Source organism: Halomonas sp. BLK-85, from assembly GCF_044792155.1.
Classification (GTDB): Bacteria; Pseudomonadota; Gammaproteobacteria; order Pseudomonadales; family Halomonadaceae; genus Vreelandella.
The window spans coordinates 267,650-288,983 of record NZ_CP087731.1; the positions used below are offsets into that span (position 1 = coordinate 267,650).

The 21,334-nt window shown below is 59.8% G+C and carries 24 protein-coding genes; 13 read left to right on the forward strand and 11 right to left on the reverse strand.

Features of this window, described 5'->3' with window-relative positions; genetic code table 11:
* The first annotated feature begins 71 nt into the window (after nt 1–71).
* Both LL947_RS01185 and LL947_RS01190 read left to right on the forward strand, forming a co-directional pair.
* A complete protein-coding gene (locus LL947_RS01185; protein ID WP_290823787.1) occupies nt 72–572 on the forward strand; it encodes a tetratricopeptide repeat protein in 501 nt (166 codons plus the stop codon).
* A 52-nt stretch (nt 573–624) separates the two neighbouring features.
* Nucleotides 625–1,137: a hypothetical protein gene (locus tag LL947_RS01190; protein WP_290823785.1), complete on the forward strand. Its 513-nt coding sequence runs from the start codon at nt 625–627 to the stop codon at nt 1,135–1,137.
* A 33-nt stretch (nt 1,138–1,170) separates the two neighbouring features.
* On the opposite strand, the gene LL947_RS01195 is transcribed toward LL947_RS01190, so the two are convergent.
* The 5 genes from LL947_RS01195 to LL947_RS01215 all read right to left on the reverse strand — a co-directional run bounded on the left by LL947_RS01195 (nt 1,171) and on the right by LL947_RS01215 (nt 3,921).
* Nucleotides 1,171–1,713 carry an LOG family protein gene (locus tag LL947_RS01195; RefSeq protein WP_290823784.1) on the reverse strand — a complete coding sequence of 181 codons (543 nt, stop codon included), beginning with the start codon at nt 1,711–1,713 and terminating at the stop codon, nt 1,171–1,173.
* A 24-nt stretch (nt 1,714–1,737) separates the two neighbouring features.
* Nucleotides 1,738–2,259, reverse strand: a complete 522-nt coding sequence (locus LL947_RS01200) for a DUF501 domain-containing protein (RefSeq protein WP_499833693.1) — start codon at nt 2,257–2,259, stop codon at nt 1,738–1,740.
* 30 nt (nt 2,260–2,289) lie between these two features.
* Nucleotides 2,290–2,589, reverse strand: a complete 300-nt coding sequence (locus LL947_RS01205) for a hypothetical protein (RefSeq protein WP_290823780.1) — start codon at nt 2,587–2,589, stop codon at nt 2,290–2,292.
* Nucleotides 2,590–2,627: 38 nt separating this feature from the next.
* Nucleotides 2,628–3,029: an acyl-CoA thioesterase gene (locus LL947_RS01210; RefSeq protein WP_290823778.1), complete on the reverse strand. Its 402-nt coding sequence runs from the start codon at nt 3,027–3,029 to the stop codon at nt 2,628–2,630.
* Nucleotides 3,030–3,105: 76 nt separating this feature from the next.
* Nucleotides 3,106–3,921, reverse strand: a complete 816-nt coding sequence (locus LL947_RS01215; protein WP_290823776.1) for a hypothetical protein — start codon at nt 3,919–3,921, stop codon at nt 3,106–3,108.
* A 38-nt stretch (nt 3,922–3,959) separates the two neighbouring features.
* On the opposite strand from LL947_RS01215, the gene LL947_RS01220 reads away from it, so the two are divergent.
* Nucleotides 3,960–4,307 (forward strand): hypothetical protein, encoded by a 348-nt coding sequence (locus tag LL947_RS01220; RefSeq protein WP_404415507.1) that lies wholly within the window; start codon nt 3,960–3,962, stop codon nt 4,305–4,307.
* 6 nt (nt 4,308–4,313) lie between these two features.
* Here the strand turns inward: LL947_RS01220 and LL947_RS01225 are convergent, their stop codons facing one another.
* The gene (locus LL947_RS01225) at nt 4,314–4,793 is read right to left on the reverse strand and encodes a hypothetical protein (RefSeq protein WP_290823774.1); all 480 of its coding nucleotides are present in this window, start codon (nt 4,791–4,793) and stop codon (nt 4,314–4,316) included.
* Nucleotides 4,794–4,888: 95 nt separating this feature from the next.
* On the opposite strand from LL947_RS01225, the gene LL947_RS01230 reads away from it, so the two are divergent.
* Complete coding sequence (locus tag LL947_RS01230; RefSeq protein WP_499833694.1) at nt 4,889–6,052, forward strand: MalY/PatB family protein; 1,164 nt, start codon at nt 4,889–4,891, stop codon at nt 6,050–6,052.
* Nucleotides 6,053–6,066: 14 nt separating this feature from the next.
* On the opposite strand, the gene LL947_RS01235 is transcribed toward LL947_RS01230, so the two are convergent.
* The gene (locus LL947_RS01235; RefSeq protein ID WP_499833695.1) at nt 6,067–6,246 is read right to left on the reverse strand and encodes a hypothetical protein; all 180 of its coding nucleotides are present in this window, start codon (nt 6,244–6,246) and stop codon (nt 6,067–6,069) included.
* A gap of 80 nt (nt 6,247–6,326) precedes the next feature.
* Nucleotides 6,327–7,292 (reverse strand): tetratricopeptide repeat protein, encoded by a 966-nt coding sequence (locus LL947_RS01240; protein WP_404415519.1) that lies wholly within the window; start codon nt 7,290–7,292, stop codon nt 6,327–6,329.
* Between the two features lie 94 nt (nt 7,293–7,386).
* Here LL947_RS01240 and LL947_RS01245 point away from each other — a divergent pair, with 94 nt between their 5' ends.
* The 3 genes from LL947_RS01245 to LL947_RS01255 all read left to right on the forward strand — a co-directional run bounded on the left by LL947_RS01245 (nt 7,387) and on the right by LL947_RS01255 (nt 12,502).
* On the forward strand, nt 7,387–8,307 hold the full coding sequence (locus LL947_RS01245) for a GNAT family N-acetyltransferase (protein ID WP_499833696.1): 921 nt from the start codon (nt 7,387–7,389) through the stop codon (nt 8,305–8,307).
* 98 nt (nt 8,308–8,405) lie between these two features.
* Nucleotides 8,406–9,464, forward strand: a complete 1,059-nt coding sequence (locus LL947_RS01250; RefSeq protein WP_499833697.1) for an efflux RND transporter periplasmic adaptor subunit — start codon at nt 8,406–8,408, stop codon at nt 9,462–9,464.
* Nucleotides 9,461–12,502 carry an efflux RND transporter permease subunit gene (locus tag LL947_RS01255; RefSeq protein ID WP_499833698.1) on the forward strand — a complete coding sequence of 1,014 codons (3,042 nt, stop codon included), beginning with the start codon at nt 9,461–9,463 and terminating at the stop codon, nt 12,500–12,502. Before LL947_RS01250 ends, LL947_RS01255 begins: the two co-directional genes overlap by 4 nt.
* Here the strand turns inward: LL947_RS01255 and LL947_RS01260 are convergent.
* Nucleotides 12,499–13,371 carry a DMT family transporter gene (locus LL947_RS01260; protein WP_499833699.1) on the reverse strand — a complete coding sequence of 291 codons (873 nt, stop codon included), beginning with the start codon at nt 13,369–13,371 and terminating at the stop codon, nt 12,499–12,501. The two genes, LL947_RS01255 and LL947_RS01260, sit on opposite strands and share 4 nt — an antisense overlap.
* A 121-nt stretch (nt 13,372–13,492) precedes the next feature.
* Here LL947_RS01260 and LL947_RS01265 point away from each other — a divergent pair, with 121 nt between their 5' ends.
* A complete protein-coding gene (locus LL947_RS01265) occupies nt 13,493–14,359 on the forward strand; it encodes a LysR substrate-binding domain-containing protein (RefSeq protein ID WP_290822623.1) in 867 nt (288 codons plus the stop codon).
* A 13-nt stretch (nt 14,360–14,372) separates the two neighbouring features.
* On the opposite strand, the gene hisC is transcribed toward LL947_RS01265, so the two are convergent.
* Nucleotides 14,373–15,434 (reverse strand): histidinol-phosphate transaminase, encoded by a 1,062-nt coding sequence (gene hisC, locus LL947_RS01270; RefSeq protein ID WP_499833700.1) that lies wholly within the window; start codon nt 15,432–15,434, stop codon nt 14,373–14,375.
* A gap of 202 nt (nt 15,435–15,636) precedes the next feature.
* Between hisC and LL947_RS01275 the strand changes: the two genes are divergently transcribed.
* From LL947_RS01275 to mnmH, 4 genes are all read left to right on the forward strand, one after another.
* Nucleotides 15,637–16,083 (forward strand): copper resistance protein NlpE N-terminal domain-containing protein, encoded by a 447-nt coding sequence (locus tag LL947_RS01275; protein WP_404415539.1) that lies wholly within the window; start codon nt 15,637–15,639, stop codon nt 16,081–16,083.
* Nucleotides 16,084–16,227: 144 nt separating this feature from the next.
* Nucleotides 16,228–17,610, forward strand: a complete 1,383-nt coding sequence (gene radA, locus LL947_RS01280; protein WP_499833701.1) for a DNA repair protein RadA — start codon at nt 16,228–16,230, stop codon at nt 17,608–17,610.
* A gap of 72 nt (nt 17,611–17,682) precedes the next feature.
* Nucleotides 17,683–18,720 (forward strand): selenide, water dikinase SelD, encoded by a 1,038-nt coding sequence (gene selD / locus LL947_RS01285; protein ID WP_404415544.1) that lies wholly within the window; start codon nt 17,683–17,685, stop codon nt 18,718–18,720.
* A gap of 2 nt (nt 18,721–18,722) precedes the next feature.
* A complete protein-coding gene (gene mnmH / locus LL947_RS01290; RefSeq protein WP_499834355.1) occupies nt 18,723–19,838 on the forward strand; it encodes a tRNA 2-selenouridine(34) synthase MnmH in 1,116 nt (371 codons plus the stop codon).
* On the opposite strand, the gene LL947_RS01295 is transcribed toward mnmH, so the two are convergent.
* Nucleotides 19,827–20,516, reverse strand: coding sequence for a type 1 glutamine amidotransferase (locus LL947_RS01295; protein ID WP_404415547.1), 690 nt, complete (start codon nt 20,514–20,516; stop codon nt 19,827–19,829). The two genes, mnmH and LL947_RS01295, sit on opposite strands and share 12 nt — an antisense overlap.
* A 191-nt stretch (nt 20,517–20,707) precedes the next feature.
* Between LL947_RS01295 and LL947_RS01300 the strand changes: the two genes are divergently transcribed.
* Nucleotides 20,708–21,298: a YjaG family protein gene (locus LL947_RS01300; RefSeq protein WP_499833702.1), complete on the forward strand. Its 591-nt coding sequence runs from the start codon at nt 20,708–20,710 to the stop codon at nt 21,296–21,298.
* Nucleotides 21,299–21,334 lie beyond the last annotated feature (36 nt).

Below are 21,334 nucleotides of genomic sequence, written 5' to 3' on the forward strand. Positions count from 1 at the left end.
CGTCAGGTTGCCCGCTGTACGATTGGTTGGCATCCTTACCCAAGTAAACTCAACAGGCAAGGTGGTCTGCCATGCCACAGGCATCATCTTTGTTCACACGACTTGAATATCAGGTTGCTGACCGGCTGTTTCATACTCGCTGGTTATTGCCACACTCACCGCGTACCCAGCGTTTGACGCTGCGTTTATTGAAACGTTGTGCCGAAGCCGGGCACCCGGATGCGTTGTCAGTCTACGGGCATATGCTTTTTCATCGAAGTCTGTCGCCGCAGGATAAAGCACGTGGCGCGCGCTATATCGTCGAAGCGGCGCATGCGGGTGATCTCAAGGCCCAATATCAGGTAGCGCAGATTTATGAAAATGGTTGCGCACAGTATCCACGACGTGACGAATACGCGGTAACCTGGTACGCCAGAGCCGCTAAAGCCGGTCACTACCTCGCAGCAGAGCGGCTGGCGCGGGCTTATGATCAGGGTCAGCTTGGCCTGGCTGTTGATCACAAGCTGGCAGCCTCCTGGCAGGCTCTGGCTGATCAGTACGTCAACCATGCTCCAACAGAACTGGCTTCCTGAAAATAGCCAGGCGACTTTTATGTAACGTTATTACGCCCAAGTGAGGAAATCTGTGTCCGAGACGCTACCGACATTACTGGATATAGAAGCGTCCGGATTCGGTCGCGGCAGTTATCCTATTGAAGTGGGCATTGCCCGCTCGGACGGTAGTTGCTGCGCGTTTCTCATCCAACCTCTGGATGAGTGGACTCACTGGGATCCCAAGGCCGAACTGTTGCACGGTATCTCGCGTGACCGTCTGGAGCGTGAGGGTTATCCGGTTCGCCAGGTGGCGTTATGGATCAACGACGAATTACGTGCCCAGGGGAAGGCCTACAGCGACAGCTGGGGGTACGACAACACCTGGCTGTCGCTGCTGTTCCATCATGCAGGCATTATTCCCGGCTTCAGGCTGGAAGCCTTGCGCATTTTGCTGAGTGAGGGACAGTTGGCGATGTGGAGTGACACCAAAGAAGCCATCATTGCCGAGCAAGGCATTCAGCGTCATCGAGCCGGCGATGATGCTCGATTGTTGCAGCTGACCTTTGAGCGCACCCGACGCCTGATGGGAGGCCGCGCATCATGAAAGTAGGGCGTTGATTGTTTGCCGGTATTTGACTCAAATCTGTGCTTCGATAGCGTCAAGCAAGTCAGGAGGCGTTTCAGCGTCAAGCAGCATGTCGCGGGTAACGGTCGCGAGAAACCCCTGCTCAACCGTGTTGTCAAGAAAGCCCAGCAGTGGGGTATAAAAGTCGTGGATATTCAGTAGCCCGATCGGCTTGTCATGCAACCCCAGGTAACCCCAGGTCCAGATCTCAAACAGTTCCTCAAAGGTGCCGATACCGCCTGGCAAAGCAATAAACCCATCGGCCTGGGCTGCCATCGTCGCTTTACGTTCATGCATATCGCTCACCCGGATCAGTTCAGTGAGGCCGAAATGCGCCTGTTCGCGCTCAACCAGGTGATCCGGCATCACGCCTACCGCCTGGCCACCTGCTGCCAGCGTGGCGTTGGCAAGTTCTCCCATCAGGCCAATTCTGGCACCACCGTACACCAGGGTATGTCCACGCCGTGCCAGCTGTTGGCCTAGCTCGATTGCGGCTGTCCTGAAGTCCGGGTGAGTGCCTGCACGTGAGCCAAGATAAACACAGAGTCGTGACATGGGGGTATCCTTCTTTGAGAGATCTTACTCAACACAACGGTCAATCGCGTGAACAGTATCCATCCATTGGCCGATGACATTATGGCTGCCGAGATGATGCGCATACTGAGTGTGCAGGCAACGCACCTGATCCCAGTTGGTAATCCCGCCGACACCACGCTCCGTCAGTACGGCCTGGTATCCACGCCGGTCAACCTCCGCTTTTTGAGCCGGCGTCATGTATTCCCAGCGTTCGGCGACATAATTGCGGTGGCTCTGATGGTAGGCTGCCAGGAACTCGGCGTCTTCCTGAAGCTGCTGTTCGAGCTGCTTGATGATACCGGCCGCTTCAAGATGGGAAATGGCCACTTTCAGACGTTCAGAGCACAGCCAGTAAAGCGTCGGGAAAGGCTTGCCGTCGACAATGGGGGCCATACGCAAGACAAGAGGCGTGCCGGCGCCGTCAGTGGCGGCCACGGCCTCGATGCCGCGAGGCGTACGGCCAAGCTGCCGGGCAATAACATCAAGTTCATGCTGGTTGGGAGCATGGTGGGTACGGATGATCATGGTGTTCCAGTAAAATTCCTCAAGAAGCGGTCAGCGGTCGTCTCGGACGAACTTGTTTGACTGGCCCACAGCACGGAAAAAGCAACGGTTCAGCTGCTCTGGCGTAGCGACATAGCGCCAGGTGCGCTCGCAATATTCGGCGCCGCGGGCAATCAGGGCCTCATAGAGGCGGTTGAATGGCGCATCGTAATCGTAAGGGTCTGCGCCGGACAGACGGATATGTGGATAATCAGCGAAACGCTCAACAAAAAAGCGCTCAAGATCGGCTTCAACGGCGCTGTGCTGCGCCTTGTTATCGGGGTCTATCCACAGGTTATAGCGGATTGCCATAAGGCTTACTCTCAGTTGGCGCCCGACGACCGAAGGATCTACTCCGGGGCATCCTGAAGATGAGATTCCAGAGACTGGCGAAGTTGACCTTCGATCGGGACGGCTTTTTTGGCCTGATGATCATATTGTAACAGTACAGTGTGGCCCAGGTTGGCAAGTTTTCCATGCTGGCGCGCTTCCTGGGTCACGGTAAAGGAGCTATTGCCCAAACGGCTCAGATACGTGCGAATTTCAATGTCGTGCCCGTAGAAAAGTTCAGCACGGTAGTCGACTTCCATGCGTGCCATCATCAACCGCCAGTGGTGCGTGTTCAGGTCCGGCGTGAACAATCTGAACAGGTCGTTGCGAGCCAGTTCAAACCAGGCAGGTAACCGCGTATTGTTGATATGGCCGAGCGCATCGGTGTCATAGAAGGCCGGTTCAATGATGCGTGTAAACATGGTATTTCCTTGTTGTTGTGAAAGATAGCAGACGCCTTTAATGCCCCACTAATCATTCACCCAAGCAAACGCTTGGTCAAGTCGCTGTGCGTCGCGCTGCCCACCATTGCTGGCAGCGCATCCAGCCTAAAAGCCATAGCGTGGCAACGACAAAGCCAACCAGTGTTCCTGCTGCCAGCCCCCAGGGCGTATACGTCAAAGAGACACACAGTGTATAGCTGAGCAGTGCTCCCAGACCCATCGGATAATGCTTGATCACCGTCGACGCGGGTGCAGCGCCGTAACCGGCATGCAGAATAACCAGAAAGGGCAGCATGGTGACAGGAAAGGCGGCCAGGGTGCCGGCCCAGGCGGCGGGTACCCAGTGGGCAAGGGCGGTAATCACAAAAATCATCAATGTGGCCAAGGCTGCACGCAACCCCAGAGCCGACCACGACAGTGTGCCACTGGCATTGACCCGGGTTTCCGGCACCCGCCGGTAGAGCCAGGTAAACACGCCAATGGCCACCAGGGTGACCAGGGTGCCGGTGAGGCGGGTAAACGCAAAATTCGACAACAACCAACCCACCACCACCCAGGCGCTCAAGCCACCCAGAGAGCCCATCAACACCCCTTTGATGCCGTCCGTGCGGCCACCACACACCAGATAGCCACCTCCCAGCGCCAGTGTTGCAGTAAAACCTGCCAAGGTATGAATGGCGCTTTGTGTCGCAAAGCCGGGAGAAATTTCCAGGCCGATGAAAAACAGCGCCAGCGCCGTGCCCAGCGGGTAACCGGCCAACAAACCGGCAACCCGCGGGCTAACGCGCACGGCGACCAATCCTAACCCAAGTACCAGACCTATCGATGCCAGCAACTTGCCCAGTTGCCAGATCAGGGGAACATCTGCCATCTTTTATCCTTGTTGATTTGCTCATGAGGACAGCTGGCATGCCGACCTCCCTTGCCCACCCTCTATCACCCCCGCCCATGCCTGAAGGCTGCGAACTATGCGGTCGGGCGGAAGCCTTGACCAAGCATCACCTGATACCCAGGGCGCTGCACAATAAGCCCCGTTACCGTAAGCGCTATTCACGCGAGGAGCGGCTGACCGCTATTGCCTGGCTGTGCCGACCCTGCCACAAGCATATTCATCGGCTATATAGTGAACGCGAACTGGCTGATCGCCTCAATACCGTTACGGCGCTAGGTGATGATGCGGCGATCGCGGCATTTGTCACCTGGTTGGCCAGTAAACCGGTTGGCTTCAAACCCAAAGCACAGCGGCGCAGGCGTTGATGGTTGTCACACCAGGCGTAGCCCTTGCTGATCCTGCCAGGCAGCCTGAAGGGCTTGTTGCAAAGGCCCTTGAAGATGCTCAGGCAATGCCTGAAAAGCTTCCTGTTCGCTATCGAACGAACGGTTGCGCAACCAGCAATAAGCCCACGCGCAGGCCTCGGCCTCACTTTGCGGTTGTGGCCGAGCAGGCATCTGGTTCAACAGAAACACGGCCGTACGGGGGGCCCAGAGCGGAATATCTTCACCGTTGGCGGCCTGGCACCAGGCTTCGAATGTAGCACCGTCAGGCGTTTCATCGGGTGCGCCCACCTTGGCGACGCGGGCTGTTTCGGCGAGTATCAAGGCCAGGCGGCCAATGTCTGCCTGGCCGAGAGCCAGCCACTGGCGCAACAAGGCAGGAATGCCAGCACGGACCTGCGCGTAAAAGTCGCGTTGAGGTGCATCGCTGGAAGGCCTGTTCTCTGGATGATTGTCATCTTGCATCATACTGATGAAGTACCCTGTAAAGTGTCAGAAGTAATGGAAATAATTTCTAATGAGTATGTTGTAACGACAAATGCTGTTAACCACAAGGACAACGGATGATGTTCGATTTTGCCACGCCCCTTGAACGACGCCACCCTGCCGGTGGATGGCGCTCCCAGAAATGGCACCGCTATGGCGACGAAGTGCTGCCGTTATGGGTCGCTGACATGGACTTTACGGCGCCCCCTGCAGTGATGGATGCGCTGAAACGACGGGTTGATCATGGCGTTTACGGTTATGGGCAGGTACCGGACAGCCTCAGGCATACGCTATGTGAATGGAGTGCCACCCACTACAACTGGACGATACAGCCAGAATGTCAGCTGTGGCTTCCAGGGGTGGTGCCTGCCCTGCATCTGGCAAGCCTGGCCTTGACCGAACCTGGCGATGGCGTGTTGACCATCACGCCTATCTATCCCCCTTTTCTGGCGGTGGCCGAGCGCACTGGCAGAGTAACACAGCAGGCGGCCATGGCGCCGCCAAGCGAACCAGGGGGTGAGTGGCGGCTCGATCTGGAGGCGCTGGAGGCGGCGATTACCCCCCGGACACGTCTGCTGCTGTGGTGCCAACCGCATAACCCTACCGGGCGCATCTGGCGCCATGAAGAGCTGGCAGGGTTGGCCGCACTGGTCGAGCGACACAACTTATACGTGGTCTCCGATGAGCTGCACTGCGACCTCCTGCTTGACGAGGGTGCCCAACATCAACCGCTGGCGGCGGCGTTTCCCGCGCTTGAAGATCGCATTATCACCCTGTGGGCGCCTTCCAAGACGTTCAATCTGGCCGGGCTGACCGCTGCCTGTGCGGTGATAACTGACCCTGACCTGAGGGTACGTTTTGCCAAGGCCATGAAAGGGTTACTGCCCGATGGCAATGTGATGGGCCTGGCCGCTGCTGAAGCCGCCTACCGCGATGCGGAACCCTGGCGCCAGGCGTTGCTTGGTGTCTTGCGTGGTCATCGTCAGATGATCAGCGATTATGTTGCCCACTGGCCGGGCGTCCACTTCAACCCTCCCCAGTCCACCTACCTTGCCTGGCTGGATATGCGCGATGCAGGCCTGGGAGATGACCCGCAGCAGGTCCTGTTGGCGCAGGCAAAGGTTGCGCTGTCCAACGGCGCTGATTTTGGTCAGCCCGGCTTTGTGCGGCTGAACTTTGGCACCACCGCCACCCAGCTTGAAGAGGCCCTCAAGCGGATGGATCAGGTTTTAAGACGGTGAATGAAGGAAGCGTGTCAGCTTAGAATCATCCAGACACAGACACCCGTGAGCGCGCCCATGGTGATATTGAAGCGTCGCCAGGCGCGCTCAGTGCGGATCTTCTGGCCGATAAAGCTGCCAAATGCCGCCCACAAGGCGCAGCAGGGCAGCGCCACCAGTTCAGCAAACCCCACCAGCAACAGGGCATTGGCCAAGGCATTGCCTGAACATTGGCGCTGACATATGGGGCCGCTTGCCAGCCCCACCCTTTAATGCCTCGATAAAAGCAGCGGTATCAGTAGAGCAGGGCAAACAGCTTGCGCCGGTAGGTCACGGTGAGCGGATGCTCGGCACCCAGGGCATCGAAGACCTGAAGCAGGGTCTTGCGCGCGGCATCATCGCCGTAGCCGCGGTCGCTTTTCATCAGGGCCAGCAGGCCTTCCAGGCCCTGCTCGTAGTCGCCGTCGGCGACCTGGCGTAAGGCGCGCTGGAATTGGGCTTCACTGTCGTTGCGTTCTCCCAGGGCGGCCACGTCCTGATGGGAAAGCGCCTGTTCGGCAAATTCAATGCTGGCGCGCACACCGCGCGCGGGGGCGGCATCGCGCTCTTCCGGTGGCAGGTTGTCCAGCACGCTGCGGGCATCATCGCCACGGCCTTCTGCCACCAGTGCCTTGGCCAGCCCCACCTGGTAGGCGTAATGCTCGGGGTACTGTGAGGTCAACGTCTGATAATGTTCGCGTGCGGTGGCGGCATCGCCAGCCTTCAGGGCTTCTTCTGCCAACTCCTCAGGGCTTGCCGGTGCGTCTTCAGGGGGCTGGAAATAACGGCCCAGCCATTCGCGCACGTCTTTTTCCGGCAGCGCCCCTTGGAAGCTGTCGACCAGGCCGCCCTGGCTGACCAGTTTGACATCCGGCACCGAACGTACGCCCAGCTGACCAGCAATTTCCGGGTTGGCATCTGCATCAAGTTTGGCAAGAATGAAGGCACCGGCGTATTCGACGGCCAGTTTTTCAAGCACAGGCATCAGGGTCTTGCAGGGTTCGCTCGCGGGTGACCAGCTGTCAAGCAGGATAGGTACCTGCATGGAGGCTTCCAGTACCTGCTGGATATTGCTGGCATCCAGGTCAATGATGACGTCTTCGCGGCGGGGTGCTGGCCCAGAGGTGGCGTCTGATGCCGCCGTAGGCGATGGGGTATTGTTGGCATCAGGACTGATAGGGGCCGTTAAGGCTTCGCCGGTGCGTGGATCAATAATTGACATGGTGTCACTCTAGGCAGAAAGAATTTAAGCATGATATGCAGGCAAGCGCGGCGGGATTCAAGTCGCCAAGTGAAAAATCACCTTGGGAGCTCACGTGAATAATCGTCAGGATGTGCATGATCAGGTGATGGAATGCCCCGAGGCAATGCGCCGTGATGCGTTATGCTCGTTGGCCGCAGCTCAGGACAGTGCGGGGCAGCGAGCGCTGGCAGCCGCTATTCAGGCCTTTTCGCAAACGCCTGCCCCGGATTGGAGCGGGCTATTGCATCATGCGGCCAACTATCCAGCTAGAGCGGTCTGGGTGCAGCCTTTCCCCGGTAACATGGCTCAACTCTGGCGTCCCCAAGGGGAAGACGCTGAGGCCCAGGCGCTACTGCAGGCGGCAAGAAAATGGGTGGAGGCGCATGCAATCCGCCTTTGCCACTGTGTGGTCATGCCGAACAAGCCAGCACAGGCAGCGCTTCTGTCAGCGGCGGGCATGCAACGGGTGGCGCCTATACGCTATCTGAGTGCGGCATTGAAACATCACAATGCGCGTGCATCGCACGTCATCCTGCGTCCCTGGTGCGAACTGGCTCCATTAGCGGCTCAGTCACTTATCGAGCAGGTGCAGCTGGATTCATTGGATAGCCCACTGATTAGCGAGGCACTGGGGGCGGCGGAGCTGCTCCAGGGGTTCTATCGCCAATCCCCGCAAGCGGATCGACACTGGTTTGCGGTGTATTCATCGCCACATGACTTGCAGCCAATCGGTGCTCTGTTAATGGTGCTTCGTCAGGCGCAGGGCGTCATGGAAGTCCAGTTGATGGGGCTGGTGCCGACATGCCGAAGGCAGGGGCTGGGGCGTGAGCTACTTCAGGCAGCGTTTAACTATTCCGCACAACCAGGTGTAACGCGGCTGGTGCTTACCGTGGATGCCACCAATACCCCCGCTCGATGCCTGTATGAGAACGCCGGTTTTCACCCTTACCACAGTGAGGATATCTACGCATGGGTTCACGCGCGCGCGGGGTAACAATATTGTTCCTGTTATAGGCATAAACGAGCGTTTAATTTATCCTGTTCCATTATATCCATAGAGACTTTTCTTTACGCGTTTATCAGGGAACTGCTATGCCCAAGTTAACCATGCTGCTGCTCGTCTTGCTGTTGGCAGGATGCGGTGAAAACAGCAACGACTCTGCTCAGCAGGAATCATCGCGATGGGTGAAGACCGCCGAGCTTACGCCTGTAGAGCAGCCCATGCTGATGCTGACGGGCGTGGTACGTGCCCGTTACGAAACGCCTCAGGCGTTTCGGGTCAGTGGCCAGGTGGCCACCCGGCATGTGGATGCCGGCCAGCGTGTTAGCCAGGGCGAGGTATTGTTTACTCTGGAAGACAGCGATTTGCAGGAGGCACTGACGGCTGCCCGGGCAGATGTGGCGGCGGCAGAGGCCTCAGTGGCGGTCAGTCAGGCAGACCTGGACAGGGACCGCCAGCTGTTGGAACGCGACTTTCTCAGTCAGCAGGCGTTTGAGCGAGCAAAGCTGGCTAACCGTGAAGCGCTGACGCGGCGTGATGCTGCCCAGGCGCGGCTGGAGCAGGCCCGCAACGCCCTTGATTATGCCACCCTGCAGGCTGAGGCCGATGGGCTCTTGATTGATGTGGTGGGTGAGCCCGGGCAGGTGGTCGCCACCGGGCAGGCAGTCGCGACCCTGGCCCAGGAAGGGCGACGAGAAGTGGAAGTGGCGTTTCCCTCTCATATGCGCCCACCGGCCGAAGGCGCACTGTTATTGGACGACCGCCAGATCACCTTGTCACGTCGCGAAGTTGCTGGCGCCGCTGACCCGGCAAGCCGCACCTGGCGCGCCCGCTATCAGCTGGAGGAAGCCCTGCTGACGGACTCCCTGGGAGAAGTCGTGCAGACCCGCTTCCCCATGGATAGCCTGCCGGAAGGTGTTTTTCAGGTGGCCGTTGCAGCTATCGATGAACGTGGCGATGGCCCGCAGCTATGGCAGGTAACCGATGGGCAGGCGCAGCCTGTGGCGATTTCGATTGAACGCATGCAGCGTGATCACGCCTGGGTGCGAGGTGAGCAGTTGCGCGATGGGATGGAGGTGGTTGCGCTGGGAACCCACCTGTTGACCCCCGGGATGGACGTGCGCCCGCTGGCGCAGGAGGAGGCTCAGTGAGTTTTCCCAACCTCTCAGCGCTGGCGGTACGTGAGCGGGCAGTGACCCTGTTTTTCCTGATTATCGCTCTGCTGGCCGGGCTTTATGCGTTTGCTTCCATGGGGCGTGCCGAAGACCCGAACTTTACAGTGCGTGTCATGATGGTGTCCGTTGCCTGGCCGGGCGCAACGCCGGAAGAGCTACAGGATAGCGTAGTCGACCGGCTGGAAAAACGTATACAGGAAGTCGAAGACCTTTACCGGATTGAAACCACCATACGCCCTGGGCGGGCGGATATGCAGGTTGAATTTGAGGACTACACGCCCAGCGAAGAAGTGTCCGAACGCTTTTATCAGGTGCGTCGGCGCATGCAGGATGAGGCACCCCAGCTGCCGGAAGGCGTGGTAGGCCCGCTGATCAATGAAGACTTTGGTGATGTCTACTTCTCACTGGTGGCGCTGACCGCACCCGATATGCCAATGCGAGACATGGTGCGCGAGGCCGAAGAGATCCGTGATCGCCTGCAGCGTGTGGAAGGCGTCAATAAAGCGCAGGTGCTCGGCGAGCGTGAAGAACGCATGCATGTCGATTTTGATCTTTCTGCCCTGCAGAGTCTGGGTATTTCACCCCAGCAGGTGTTTAGCGCCATAGAAGCACAGAACACCCTGCTACCGGCCGGGCGGGTGGATACTCAAAGTGCGCGCCTTTATGTGCGCATCGACCATGATATTGCAAGCCCTGAGGTGCTCTCGGAAGTGCCCATCCGGATTGGTGAGCGCCTGATCCGCCTGGGCGACATTGCCAAGGTATCGCGCGGGTACGAAGACCCTCCCAGCTACCTGGTCCGCGCCTTTGGTGAAGATGCCTTACTGCTGGGCGTGGTGATGGAGGAGGGTGAAAACGGCCAGGCATTTGGCGATCGCCTGGCCTCCTTCTGGCAGGAAGAACGTCAACGCCTGCCGCTGGGGGTATCGCTGCAGGTGATGACCAACCAGGCAGATGCCATCGATGGGGCGGTGAACCTGTTTCAGGTCAAGTTCCTGGTGGCGGTTGTTGTGGTGATGCTGGTCACCATGCTGGCGGTTGGTTTGCGTGCCGGTATTGTGGTGGGTATTGCGATTCCGATCACCCTGGCACTGACCTTTGTGGTCATGAAAGCCATGGGGATCAATCTTGACCGCATTACCCTGGGGGCACTGATTATCGCCCTGGGGCTGTTGGTGGATGATGCCATCATTGCCATCGAAATGATGATCGTCAAGATGGAGCAAGGCTGGCAACGCCTGGACGCCGCCTCCCATGCCTGGAAAGTGACTGCCGCGCCCATGCTGTTTGGCACCCTGGTCACGGTGGTCGGATTTGTGCCAATCGGTTTTGCCAAGTCAGGGGTGGGCGAATATGCCGGCAACATTTTCTGGGTACTGGGAATATCGCTGCTGATTTCCTGGCTGGTGGCAGTGGTGTTTACCCCCTATCTGGGGGTGAAAATTCTGCCTGACCAGAAAACCCATCACAGTGAGGAAGAAGCCTATCAGTCGGCCGGTTACCAGCGACTGCGCGCCTTCATCAGCGGCTGTGTGCGTTTTCGCAAGAGTGTGGTCGTCGTTACGCTGGCATTGTTAGTGGTGGCCATTGCCGGCATGGCAGGCCCCGTGGAAAAACAGTTCTTCCCCAGTTCTGATCGCCCCGAAGTGCTGGTCAGCGTTTATCACCCCCAGGGCAGCAGTATCGAAGCTACCAATGCCACGACCCGACGTCTGGAAGCCTTGATCAATGATGCGCAGGGGGTTAAATCGCTGTCTGCCTATGTGGGAGCCGGGGCGCCACGCTTCTTTATTTCGGCTAACCCGGAGCAGCCCAACCCGGCGTTTGCCAAGCTGATTGCCGTTGCGGACGGCGTTGAATCCCGCGATGAGCTGATGGCCATGCTGCGTAAGCGCATTGAAGGCGGCGAGTTTCCTGAAGCGCGAGTGCGGGTGGAGGCGCTGCTGTACGGCCCGCCGGTGGATTGGCCGGTCAGCTTCCGGGTGCTGGGCGATGACCCGCAACAGCTGAGAGCCATTGGCCATCAGGTACGTGAAGTCGTCAAGGCGCATCCGGCCACCCGTGACCCGCATCTGGAATGGGATGAGCGCGCACCCACCCTGCATCTGGATGTCGACCGCAACCGGCTGCAGCTGATTGGCCTGACCCCGGACGATGTGGCCCGCCAGTTGCAGTTCCAGCTGGATGGGGTAACCATTACCCGGCTGCGTGACGGTATCCGTCTGGTGCCTGCCCTTGGCCGCGGCGCTGCCCAGGATATTGAGGATGTACAGAGCCTGGAGGTGCTGACCAATGATGGTCAGCGGATCCCCCTGACCCAACTGGGAGACCTTCGGGTAGCGTTTGAAGAACCGGTGATCAAGCGCTACAACCGCCAGCCGTTCGTGGCGATCAATGCCGATGTCGAGGGTGCCCAGCCCAATGATGTGACCCAGCAGGTCTGGGAGGATCTGGCCGCGCTGCGTGACGAACTGCCTGCAGGTTATCGCATTGATACCGGCGGTTCGGTGGAGCAGTCTGCCAAGGCTCAGGCCTCCATTCAGGTGCTGCAACCTTTGATGGTCGTGCTGATGCTGATTTTCATCATGCTGCAGATGCGCTCCTTCGCGGGCACCTTTATTGTGGTGGCGACGGCACCGCTGGGCCTGATTGGCGCGGTCGCCGCCATGCTGCTGTTCAATCAGCCGTTTGGCTTTGTGGCCACCCTGGGGTTGATTGGCCTGGCAGGCATCCTGATGCGCAACACCCTGATTCTGACCCAGCAGGTGGCGGATAACATCAAGGAAGGCATGTTGATGCGCCAGGCGGTGGTAGAGGCTGGTGTTCAACGTGCCCGGCCAGTGGTGCTGACGGCGCTGGCCGCGATTCTGGCCTTCATACCGCTGACCATGGACAGTTTCTGGGGGCCGCTGGCCTACGTGCTGATCGGTGGCGTTGCGGTGGGCACCCTGATCACCCTGCTGTTTGTGCCGGCGCTTTACGCCCTCTGGTATCGCATTGAGCAGCGCGGTTAACGGCTGGCCTGCAGGCAGCCGCTGACCACCAGAAGCCCCGCCAGTGGCAGCTGCCAGTTCAGCGGGGTGGCGCCGGTGACCACCAGCAAGGCGGCTGCCAGAATCGGCACCCCATAGGCCAGGCTGCCAATGGTCGCGCTCGGACCGCCGCGTAGCGCCTTGTCCCAGGCGACCATGGCAATGCCGAACGGCCCCAGGCCCAGCGCGATGCCGGCCCATAGGGCGCTGTCGCTGGGTACGCTCAGGCGTCCTTCCAGTGCCAGGGTGGCCAGTGCACTCAACAGGCTGGCAATCAACAGCAGGCGCGGCAGATACGGGGTCAGGGTGATGGGCGACGCCTGCCCGACCCAGGAGTATAGCGCCCAGCAACACGCTGCCAGGAAGGCAAAGCCGTAGCCGTTAAGCGAGGCGTCATTAAAGGCCACACCCTGTTCGGGAAGCATCAGCAAGGCGGCCCCTGCGAACGCAATCATGGCGCCGCTCAGGCTGCGCAGTCTTATTCTGCCCAACTGCGTCCACTGACTGAGCAGCACAAACAGCACCGGCCAGGTGTAGGTAATCAGCGCTGCTTCCGAAGCGGGTGCCTGGCGCATGCCAATAAAGTAACTGCTTACCGCACCCAGAATCAGCAAGGGGACCCCTAACCACAGGCTGAACCGCCAGCCCGGGTGAGTGATTTTCTGCCCCTGGCTTTTGCCTAATGGCAAGGTGGCCAGCGCCCCCGCCAGCAGGGTCAATGTGGCCAGGCTTAAGGGGGAGGCGCTGCGCGCCTGCTCGGCGAGCAGCGGTGCCGTGGCCCAGAGTGCAATGGCGACAACCGCCGCCAGGATACTGACCGGAAATACGCCAAACGAACGCGTCAGCTGCATGAAAGACTCCTTACCTGAGAGATCCTGAAAGCGGCGCTGTTGGCCGCTGATGCAAGATACCCGCTGGCAACGCATCACAAAATCAATCATTATTGATATAAACCATCAATAAATGTGATCCATGCGTGCACGTACTTTTGACCTTACCCTGCTACGTACCCTGGTGGCGATTGCCGACACCGGCAGCGTGACGGCGGCCTCCAAGCGCTTGGCGTTCAGCCAGTCGACAATCAGCATGCAATTGAAGCGTCTGGAGGCGCAGCTGGATTTGCGTCTGCACGAACGTGAAGGGCGCCAGGTGCGTTTTACCGCCGATGGCGAGCGGCTTTTGACGCATGCGCGGCGGCTGCTGGCGCTCAATGATGATGCCTGGCAGGACATGCAGGTACACCAGGTCAGTGGTGAACTCAGGCTGGGGATCCCTGAGGATTACGCCCCCTTGCTGCCGTCGGTGTTTTCCTATTTCCACCAGCTGTATCCCGGCGTGGGGCTGGAGGTGATCTGTGGGGTCAGCGCTGATCTTGTCGAGCGGGTGCGCAGTGGCGACCTGGACCTGGCACTGGTCACCCGACAGCGAAACTCACCGGGCGGGGAGGTGATCCGCCGTGAACCGCTGCTCTGGGCGGTGGGGTTGAGCTACCAGCCCTTGTTGCGTGACCCTTTGCCGCTGGCGCTCTATACCCGTGGGGCGGATGTGTTTCGGGAAGTGGCCGAGCAGTCATTGCAGAGTGCCGGTCGACGCTGGCGGGTCGCCTATACCAGTCAGTCGATGACCGGGCTGGCGCCGGTAGTGATGGCCGGTTTGGCGATTGTCGTAGTGACGCGCAGCATGTTGACGCCAATGCTCAAGCCGTTGGATGAAAGCAGCGGCTTACCGGCGCTGCCGTCCATTGAGCTTGCCTTGCACCGGGCGCCGCACCGCCCCTCAGAGCCTGCGCGGCGCCTGGCCGAGCTGATTCACGAACAGTTGGCCGACGGTGAACCGTGAGCACCTTCAGGCGTTAACGCACCAGCGCCTGCAGGGCTTCGATCAGGTAATCCATTTCGTCGTCAGTGCCGATGCTGATTCGCAGGAAGTTGCTTAATCCTGCCTTGTTGAAGTGACGCACCAGAATGTCGCGTTCACGCAGGCCGGCAAACAGCTGGGCGCCGTCGTGGTCCGGGTGCTGTGCCAGCAGGAAGTTAGCCTGGGAGGGCAGCACCTCGAAACCCAGAGTCTCCAGCTGATGGCGGGTGCGCTCGCGGGTGGTGATAACCTTCTCGCGGCAGGCGGCAAAGTGGTCACTATCCTGGAGAGCCGCGATACCCACGGCGCTGGCCAGGCTGTCGACCGGGTAAGAATTGAAGGAATCCTTGATACGCTCCAGGCCTTCGATCAGTTCTGTTGATCCCATCGCAAACCCCAGACGCAGCCCGGCAAGGCTACGGGATTTGGAGAAGGTGCTGGTGACCAGCAGGTTAGGATGGCGCTCGATCAGCGTCACAGCACTTTGTGTACCAAAGTCCACGTAGGCTTCGTCAACCAGCACCACCCGGTCGGTGACTTTATCTAGCAGACTTTCCAGCGCTGCCAGGCTATGAGTGTGGCCTGTCGGGGCGTTGGGGTTGGCGAAAATTACCCCACTGCGCGGCTGCGGCTGGCTCAGGGCCTCCAGGTCCACTTCCCACTCGGCAGTCAGCGGGTGTTGACGCAGTTCAATGCCAAACAATCTGGCATACACAGGGTAAAAGCTGTAAGTGATCGAGGGTGCATCCAGCGGTTCGCCGTGGCAGAAAAAGGCCTGGAAAGCAAACGCCAGCACTTCATCGGAGCCGTTGCCCACAAACACCTGCCGGGGCTCAACCCCATAGCAGCGGGCCAGCTCGCTGCGCAGGGCCAGCGAGGTCGGGTCCGGGTAAAGGCGCAGATGGTCGGAGGCGAACGTGCGCAATGTTTCGCCTACGCCTGGCGCAGGGGGGTAAGGGTTCTCGTTGGTATTCAGCTTGATCACCCGCTCGGTCGGCTGCTCGCCGGGTATATAAGGGGTCAGCGACTGAACGGCGGGGCTCCACAGTTGGCTCATTAGTGTGTCCTGCTGGCATCAAATCGGTAACCTTCATGGTCGCTTGACGTCTTCTAAAGCGCAAGCATTGTTATGTTTTTGGGGTGGGCGTTGCACCTTGTAGCGGGTATGCTGTCTTATGCGCTGAAAGACAGTGATACCCGACTGCGCTCGCCCAGAGCGTGTGGATCAGATACAAGCATTGCAAACCAAGGAGAGAACCATGCCGCTTAAACATCTATTTGTCGGTACGGCCATGCTGGCCCTGCTTGCCGGCTGCGCGTCAGGGCCAACAGATCAAGGGGCTGAGGGCTATGAGTCAGCAGAAGCCAATTATCAGGGCTCTTTGCCGTGCCGCAACTGTGACGGTATCCAACTGGACGTCACGCTCATGGGAGAAGAGTCGCAGGCACCGGAAGAGCGCACCTTTACGCTTGATGCTACCTATCGCAATCACCCCGAGAACCCCCCGGCGGAAAACTATGCAGGTAACTGGGAAACTCTGACAGGCACGCCTTCCAATCCGGATGCCACCGTTTATGAGCTGACGCCAGACGGTGAAGGCCAGACCTATTACTTCCTGCGCATCGACCCAGAGACCCTTGAGCTGATTGATCCGGAGCGCCGCCGTTTTGAAAACAGTGAGCTGCTGCGTCTTCAGCGCCAGTAATCAGGCCGTCAGGTAGTGGCGATCCAGTCAGAGTAGTGACAGAAAAGGCGGCTTCGGCCGCCTTTCGCATGTTCCAGCCACTCGTTCTGGTCACCCGGATGATTGTCGTTCGTGTTGATATTGTGACATTGCAGGAGCAAGCCAGTGGCCAAAGCCAAAAGCGCCTTTGTATGCACCGAGTGTGGCGCTGAGTATCGTAAATGGCAGGGGCAGTGCAGCAGTTGCCAGGAGTGGAACACTCTGAGCGAAGTGCGCCTGGCACCTTCCCGGCCGGGGGCTGCCAGCCCGTCTTCACGCAGTGCCGGACGGGGCGGTTACGCCGGGTCTTTGTCCAGGGATGTGGTTGATCTGGGCAGCGTCGATCTAAGCGAAGTGCCGCGCCTCAGCTCCACCTTCAGTGAATTTGACCGGGTACTGGGCGGGGGCCTGGTGCCTGGCTCAGCGGTCTTGCTGGGTGGGCACCCGGGAGCGGGGAAATCCACCCTGCTGCTGCAGACCGCCTGCAAGCTGGCCCAGCAGCGCCGGGTACTGTATGTCACCGGGGAAGAGTCACTTTCCCAGGTCGCGATGCGTGCCCATCGGCTGCAGCTGCCCACCCAGGGGCTGAAGATGCTGGCTGAGACCAGTATCGAGACCATCCTGGCGGTTGCCGAACAGCAACAGCCTGAGATTCTGATCATTGATTCCATCCAGACCATGCATCTGGAAGATATCAGTTCGGCGCCGGGAGGCGTGGCCCAGGTACGTGAATCCGCGGCAGCACTGACGCGCTTTGCCAAACACAGTAACACGGTGCTGCTGCTGGTAGGGCACGTGACCAAGGATGGCAGCCTGGCCGGCCCCAAGGTGCTGGAGCACATGATTGACGCGTCTCTCTTGCTGGAAGGCGGTGCCGACTCGCGTTTTCGCACCCTGCGGGGGCAGAAGAACCGCTTTGGCGCTGTTAATGAGCTGGGGGTGTTTGCCATGCTGGAGCAGGGCCTCAAGGAAGTTAAAAACCCCAGTGCGATCTTTCTCTCCCGCCAGCAGGAGCAGGCGCCGGGTAGCCTGGTGATGGTGGTCTGGGAAGGCACCCGGCCGATTCTGGTGGAAGTGCAGGCGCTGGTGGATGAATCCGCGCTGGGCAACCCGCGGCGGGTGGCCGTCGGTTTGGACCCTAATCGCCTGGCCATGCTGCTGGCGGTGCTGAACCGCCACGGCGGGCTGTTTACCGGCGATCAGGATGTGTTTCTCAATGTGGTGGGCGGCGTCAAGGTGCTGGAAACCAGTGCGGACCTGGCCGTGCTGCTGGCTGTGGTATCCAGCCTGCAGAACCGCGCCCTGCCCAAGGAGTTGGTAGTATTCGGAGAAGTGGGGTTATCCGGTGAAATACGCCCGGTGCCCAGCGGCCAGGAGCGGATCAGCGAAGCGGCCAAGCATGGTTTTACCCGCGCAATTGTGCCGCGCTCCAACGCGCCAAAGAAGGCACCGCAGGGCATGGAGGTGATTGCCGTCGATAAGCTCTCCGATGCGCTTGAGGCCCTTTGACCTTGAGAACAAAAGGCTATCAGACGTTTAGCCTGAGGTAGACTGATAATATTTGGTAACGGAGATAACGCCATGCATAACATTCGCTTGACGCAATACAGCCATGGGGCTGGCTGTGGCTGCAAGATCGCCCCTGACGTGCTGGATGGTATCCTGGCCAAGGCCGGGCCGCCCGCAGGCGGCGAGCGACTGATCGTAGGCAACCAGGGGCGTGAGGATGCCGCCGTCTATGACCTGGGCGATGGTCGCGGCATGATCGCCACCACTGATTTTTTCATGCCGATTGTGGACGATCCCTTTGATTTTGGCCGCATCGCGGCAACCAATGCGATCAGTGATGTGTTTGCCATGGGCGGCACGCCTGTCATGGCGCTGGGCATTCTGGGCTGGCCGCTGGATAAGCTCTCGGCCGAGGTCGCCGGTGATGTATTGGCAGGCGCTCAGGCAGTATGTCGGGGGCTGGGGGTAGCCCTGGCGGGAGGGCATTCGATTGATGCGCCAGAGCCCATTTTTGGCCTGGCAGTCAATGGCCTGGTGGCGCTGGATCAGCTCAAGCTCAATAGTGGTGCAAAACCGGGGGATCTGCTCTACCTCACCAAGCCGATTGGTGTCGGCATGCTGACCACTGCCGAGAAGCGTGGTCTGGTGGAACCCGGGCATGAGAGCCTGGCCCGGGAAACCATGCTGGCGTCCAACCGAATCGGCGTTGATCTGGCCACGGTGAGCGGTGTACACGCCATGACCGACGTGACCGGCTTCGGCCTGGCAGGCCACCTGGTGGAGTTGTGTGGTGCCAGCCACCTTCGAGCGAAGATTGATTTTCGCAAGCTGCCGCGGCTGGCCGAAGCAGAGGGCTATCGTCGTCAAGGGGCGATACCTGGCGGTACCCTGCGCAACCACCAGGCGCTGGGCGATGCCTTGCCGGCCATGGATGAGTCACACTGGCAGTGGTTGTGCGATCCGCAGACGTCAGGGGGCTTGCTGATCGCCGTGGACCCTGCCTGGCAGGATGACGTGGAGCGTATCGGCCGCCAGCATGGCCTGGCGTTAAAGGCGTTCGGTAGCCTGTCCGCTCAGGTGGGGCCGGCACTTATTGAGGTGGTTGGGTGACTATGCCTGATGACATGCCAACGCTGGCGGCGGATACCGCGCTGGTCGCTGACGAGCGCCCGATGATTGATGTACGGGCGCCGGTAGAATTTGCCCAGGGGGCCTTGCCCGGTGCTGTCAATCTGCCCTTGCTGAATGATGACGAGCGCCATCAGATAGGTATCGCCTACAAGCAAAAGGGCCAGGCAGCAGCGATTGCGCTGGGAGAGACACTGGTCTCCGGGTCGGTCAAGGCAGCGCGTGTGGCTGCCTGGCGCAACTACGTGGAACAGCATCCAGAGGCGATACTCTATTGCTTTCGCGGCGGGTTACGTTCGCAGATTGCCCAGCAGTGGCTGGCCGAGGCTGGCGCGCTGCGCCCACGCATAGACGGTGGCTGGAAAGCCCTGCGCCACCACCTGAACGCGCGTGTGGATGGCGCCGCCCAGCAGCCGATGATGATCATCAGCGGGTTAACCGGCTGCGCCAAAACCGTGCTGATCAACCAGCTGGAAGAAAGCGTGGACCTGGAAGGCATGGCGCGCCACAAGGGGTCTGCCTTTGGGCGCTCGCCTGAGCCGCCGCCTGCCCAGATTGATTTTGAACATGCCTTGGCCAAGCGCCTGCTTGGCCTGCCGGGACCTTTGGTCATCGAGGATGAATCCCGCCAGATCGGCAGCGTCAATGTACCAGTGACCTTCTGGCAGGCCATGGAAAAGGCGCCGCGCATTCGCGTTGAAATGCCTCTGGACTGGCGCCTCGCGCAGCTGATCCAGGATTACATTATCGACCTGGAGCAAGCCTATACCCAACGGCTGGGGGAAGAAGAAGGCTGGCAGCGAATGCAGCAGCAGCTGGGCAATGCCCTTGTGCGCCTGAAAAAGCGTCTGGGAGACGCGCGCCTCAAGCGCTTGCAGCGTATGCAGGCCCTGGCCTTTGCCGCCCATGAACAGGGCGACCGCCAGGCGCATGAAGCCTGGCTGGCACCGCTGTTGACCGAATACTATGACCCCCTGTATCGCTATCATCTGCAGCGCCAGCAGGAAGCTGGCGCGCTGGAATATCATGTGGGCGACTGGGAAAGCTGTCTGGCAGCTACCCGGCAATGGCTGGCAGAACAGCAGGCGTCAGGCCGCTGAGGCGCTGCGCAACCACTGGGTCAGCACCCGGTCAAGCAAGGGCGCCAGGTGGGTGAAACGTTTGGGAGTGGCGAAAATCTCTTCATCGTCCTGTATGTAGTCGTTGAGTCCCGGCGGTGTTGGCGGTTCCCCCATCAGGTCGGCTGCGCTGGATTGAGTGACCTCCAGATGGCATAACAGCCCCACCACCCGGCCGGCATCCCAGGCGAAGCCCTGCAGCGGGGCTGCCGGGCTTCCGCCCAGCGGCAGTGCGTAATCCGGCAGGCTGAACACCTGGCGGTGCCACATAAAGGCATCAAAATGTTCGGGCAGGTCAAAAGGGCTGTCATCGGCCAGGGTAATACGGTGCCAGCCGGTTTCCGGGTAGGTGCCCGGCGCGCTGATGGCGCCCAGCGCGATAGCAATATAGTGGGCACCCAGGCCGATGCCCAGCAGGGGCTTCTGGCTATCGACCAGGCGCTGGATCAGTTTGTCCTCGGCCTTGTACCAGTCAGGCGGCTCCATGAGCAGGGTTTCGGGCCCATCCAGTACGATCAGTGCATCGCAGTCATTCGGGCGGGGCGCCAGTTCTCCATCATACAGATGAAAGACCGTAAAGCTGTGCCCCATACTGGTCAGCCAGTCGGTAATCCGTGCGGGGCAATGCGCCGGGCCGTGCTGTAGCAGATGAATATGCATGGTAATCTCCTCGCCGGCCAAAACGTTACAGGGTGCTGCCGTCGTGCGGCAGGGATGAGACAATAGCGCATCGCGACGGCGTCACCAACCCGGTGAGTGCCAGCGTCGCATAAAAAACCTGCTGGAATAAATCCCTGATGGGACACCAGGTCAGGCGCATGCTAACAGGCTCATTTTCTCAGGATTGATTCATGGCTTCCAAATCCCCCGGTTTTTACCAGCAACTCCAGCAGCTGCCCCTATTTGCGCAGCAGGCCTTTATGGCGGCACTGTGCGAACGGCTGATGCCCAACTATGCGCTGTATGCGCAAACCACCGAGCAGGGCGATCTACACACCTTGCGCACAGTGCTTGACCTGGTCTGGGAGCAGTTGAGCGTCCGCGGTGCCTCGATTGACTTTGCCCGCCAGGCAGAAAAACTCGCCGAGTGTGAACCGCCAGAGGGCGATGAAAGCTTTGGTGCCCGCCGGGCGCTGGATACGGTGGTGTCCGTGTCCTCGATTCTGGATACCCTGCAGGGGGAAGCGCCGGAAGCCGTGCTGGATGTCAGCCGCACCTCGCGGGCCGGGGTGCGCGCCTTTATCGAGCTGACCGAAGGAGAGGAGGACGCTCAGAAGCTGGCGCTGCTGATCCGCGACCATCCCCTGACCGAAGACGAAAACAACTTCCAGGACGCGGTGCTTGAAGCCGCCTCACAGCCGCTGGACGCCGCCGCGCTCAAGGCGTTGCGCCAGCTCGGGCGCAACGAAGGAACCAGCAATCTGGGGCTATCATTGGAATGAGTGACAACCCGGCTTCAATCCTCACTAAGCACAAGC

Coding starts and splice junctions, on each gene's coding strand:
- LL947_RS01185 (WP_290823787.1), top strand. CDS start 72: ATGCCACAGGCATCATCTTTGTTCACACGACTTGAATATCAGGTTGCT.
- LL947_RS01195 (WP_290823784.1), bottom strand. CDS start 1,713: ATGTCACGACTCTGTGTTTATCTTGGCTCACGTGCAGGCACTCACCCG.
- LL947_RS01200 (WP_499833693.1), bottom strand. CDS start 2,259: ATGATCATCCGTACCCACCATGCTCCCAACCAGCATGAACTTGATGTT.
- LL947_RS01205 (WP_290823780.1), bottom strand. CDS start 2,589: ATGGCAATCCGCTATAACCTGTGGATAGACCCCGATAACAAGGCGCAG.
- LL947_RS01210 (WP_290823778.1), bottom strand. CDS start 3,029: ATGTTTACACGCATCATTGAACCGGCCTTCTATGACACCGATGCGCTC.
- LL947_RS01215 (WP_290823776.1), bottom strand. CDS start 3,921: ATGGCAGATGTTCCCCTGATCTGGCAACTGGGCAAGTTGCTGGCATCG.
- LL947_RS01220 (WP_404415507.1), top strand. CDS start 3,960: ATGCCGACCTCCCTTGCCCACCCTCTATCACCCCCGCCCATGCCTGAA.
- LL947_RS01225 (WP_290823774.1), bottom strand. CDS start 4,793: ATGATGCAAGATGACAATCATCCAGAGAACAGGCCTTCCAGCGATGCA.
- LL947_RS01230 (WP_499833694.1), top strand. CDS start 4,889: ATGATGTTCGATTTTGCCACGCCCCTTGAACGACGCCACCCTGCCGGT.
- LL947_RS01240 (WP_404415519.1), bottom strand. CDS start 7,292: ATGTCAATTATTGATCCACGCACCGGCGAAGCCTTAACGGCCCCTATC.
- LL947_RS01250 (WP_499833697.1), top strand. CDS start 8,406: ATGCCCAAGTTAACCATGCTGCTGCTCGTCTTGCTGTTGGCAGGATGC.
- LL947_RS01260 (WP_499833699.1), bottom strand. CDS start 13,371: ATGCAGCTGACGCGTTCGTTTGGCGTATTTCCGGTCAGTATCCTGGCG.
- LL947_RS01265 (WP_290822623.1), top strand. CDS start 13,493: ATGCGTGCACGTACTTTTGACCTTACCCTGCTACGTACCCTGGTGGCG.
- hisC (WP_499833700.1), bottom strand. CDS start 15,434: ATGAGCCAACTGTGGAGCCCCGCCGTTCAGTCGCTGACCCCTTATATA.
- LL947_RS01275 (WP_404415539.1), top strand. CDS start 15,637: ATGCCGCTTAAACATCTATTTGTCGGTACGGCCATGCTGGCCCTGCTT.
- selD (WP_404415544.1), top strand. CDS start 17,683: ATGCATAACATTCGCTTGACGCAATACAGCCATGGGGCTGGCTGTGGC.
- mnmH (WP_499834355.1), top strand. CDS start 18,723: ATGCCTGATGACATGCCAACGCTGGCGGCGGATACCGCGCTGGTCGCT.
- LL947_RS01295 (WP_404415547.1), bottom strand. CDS start 20,516: ATGCATATTCATCTGCTACAGCACGGCCCGGCGCATTGCCCCGCACGG.
- LL947_RS01300 (WP_499833702.1), top strand. CDS start 20,708: ATGGCTTCCAAATCCCCCGGTTTTTACCAGCAACTCCAGCAGCTGCCC.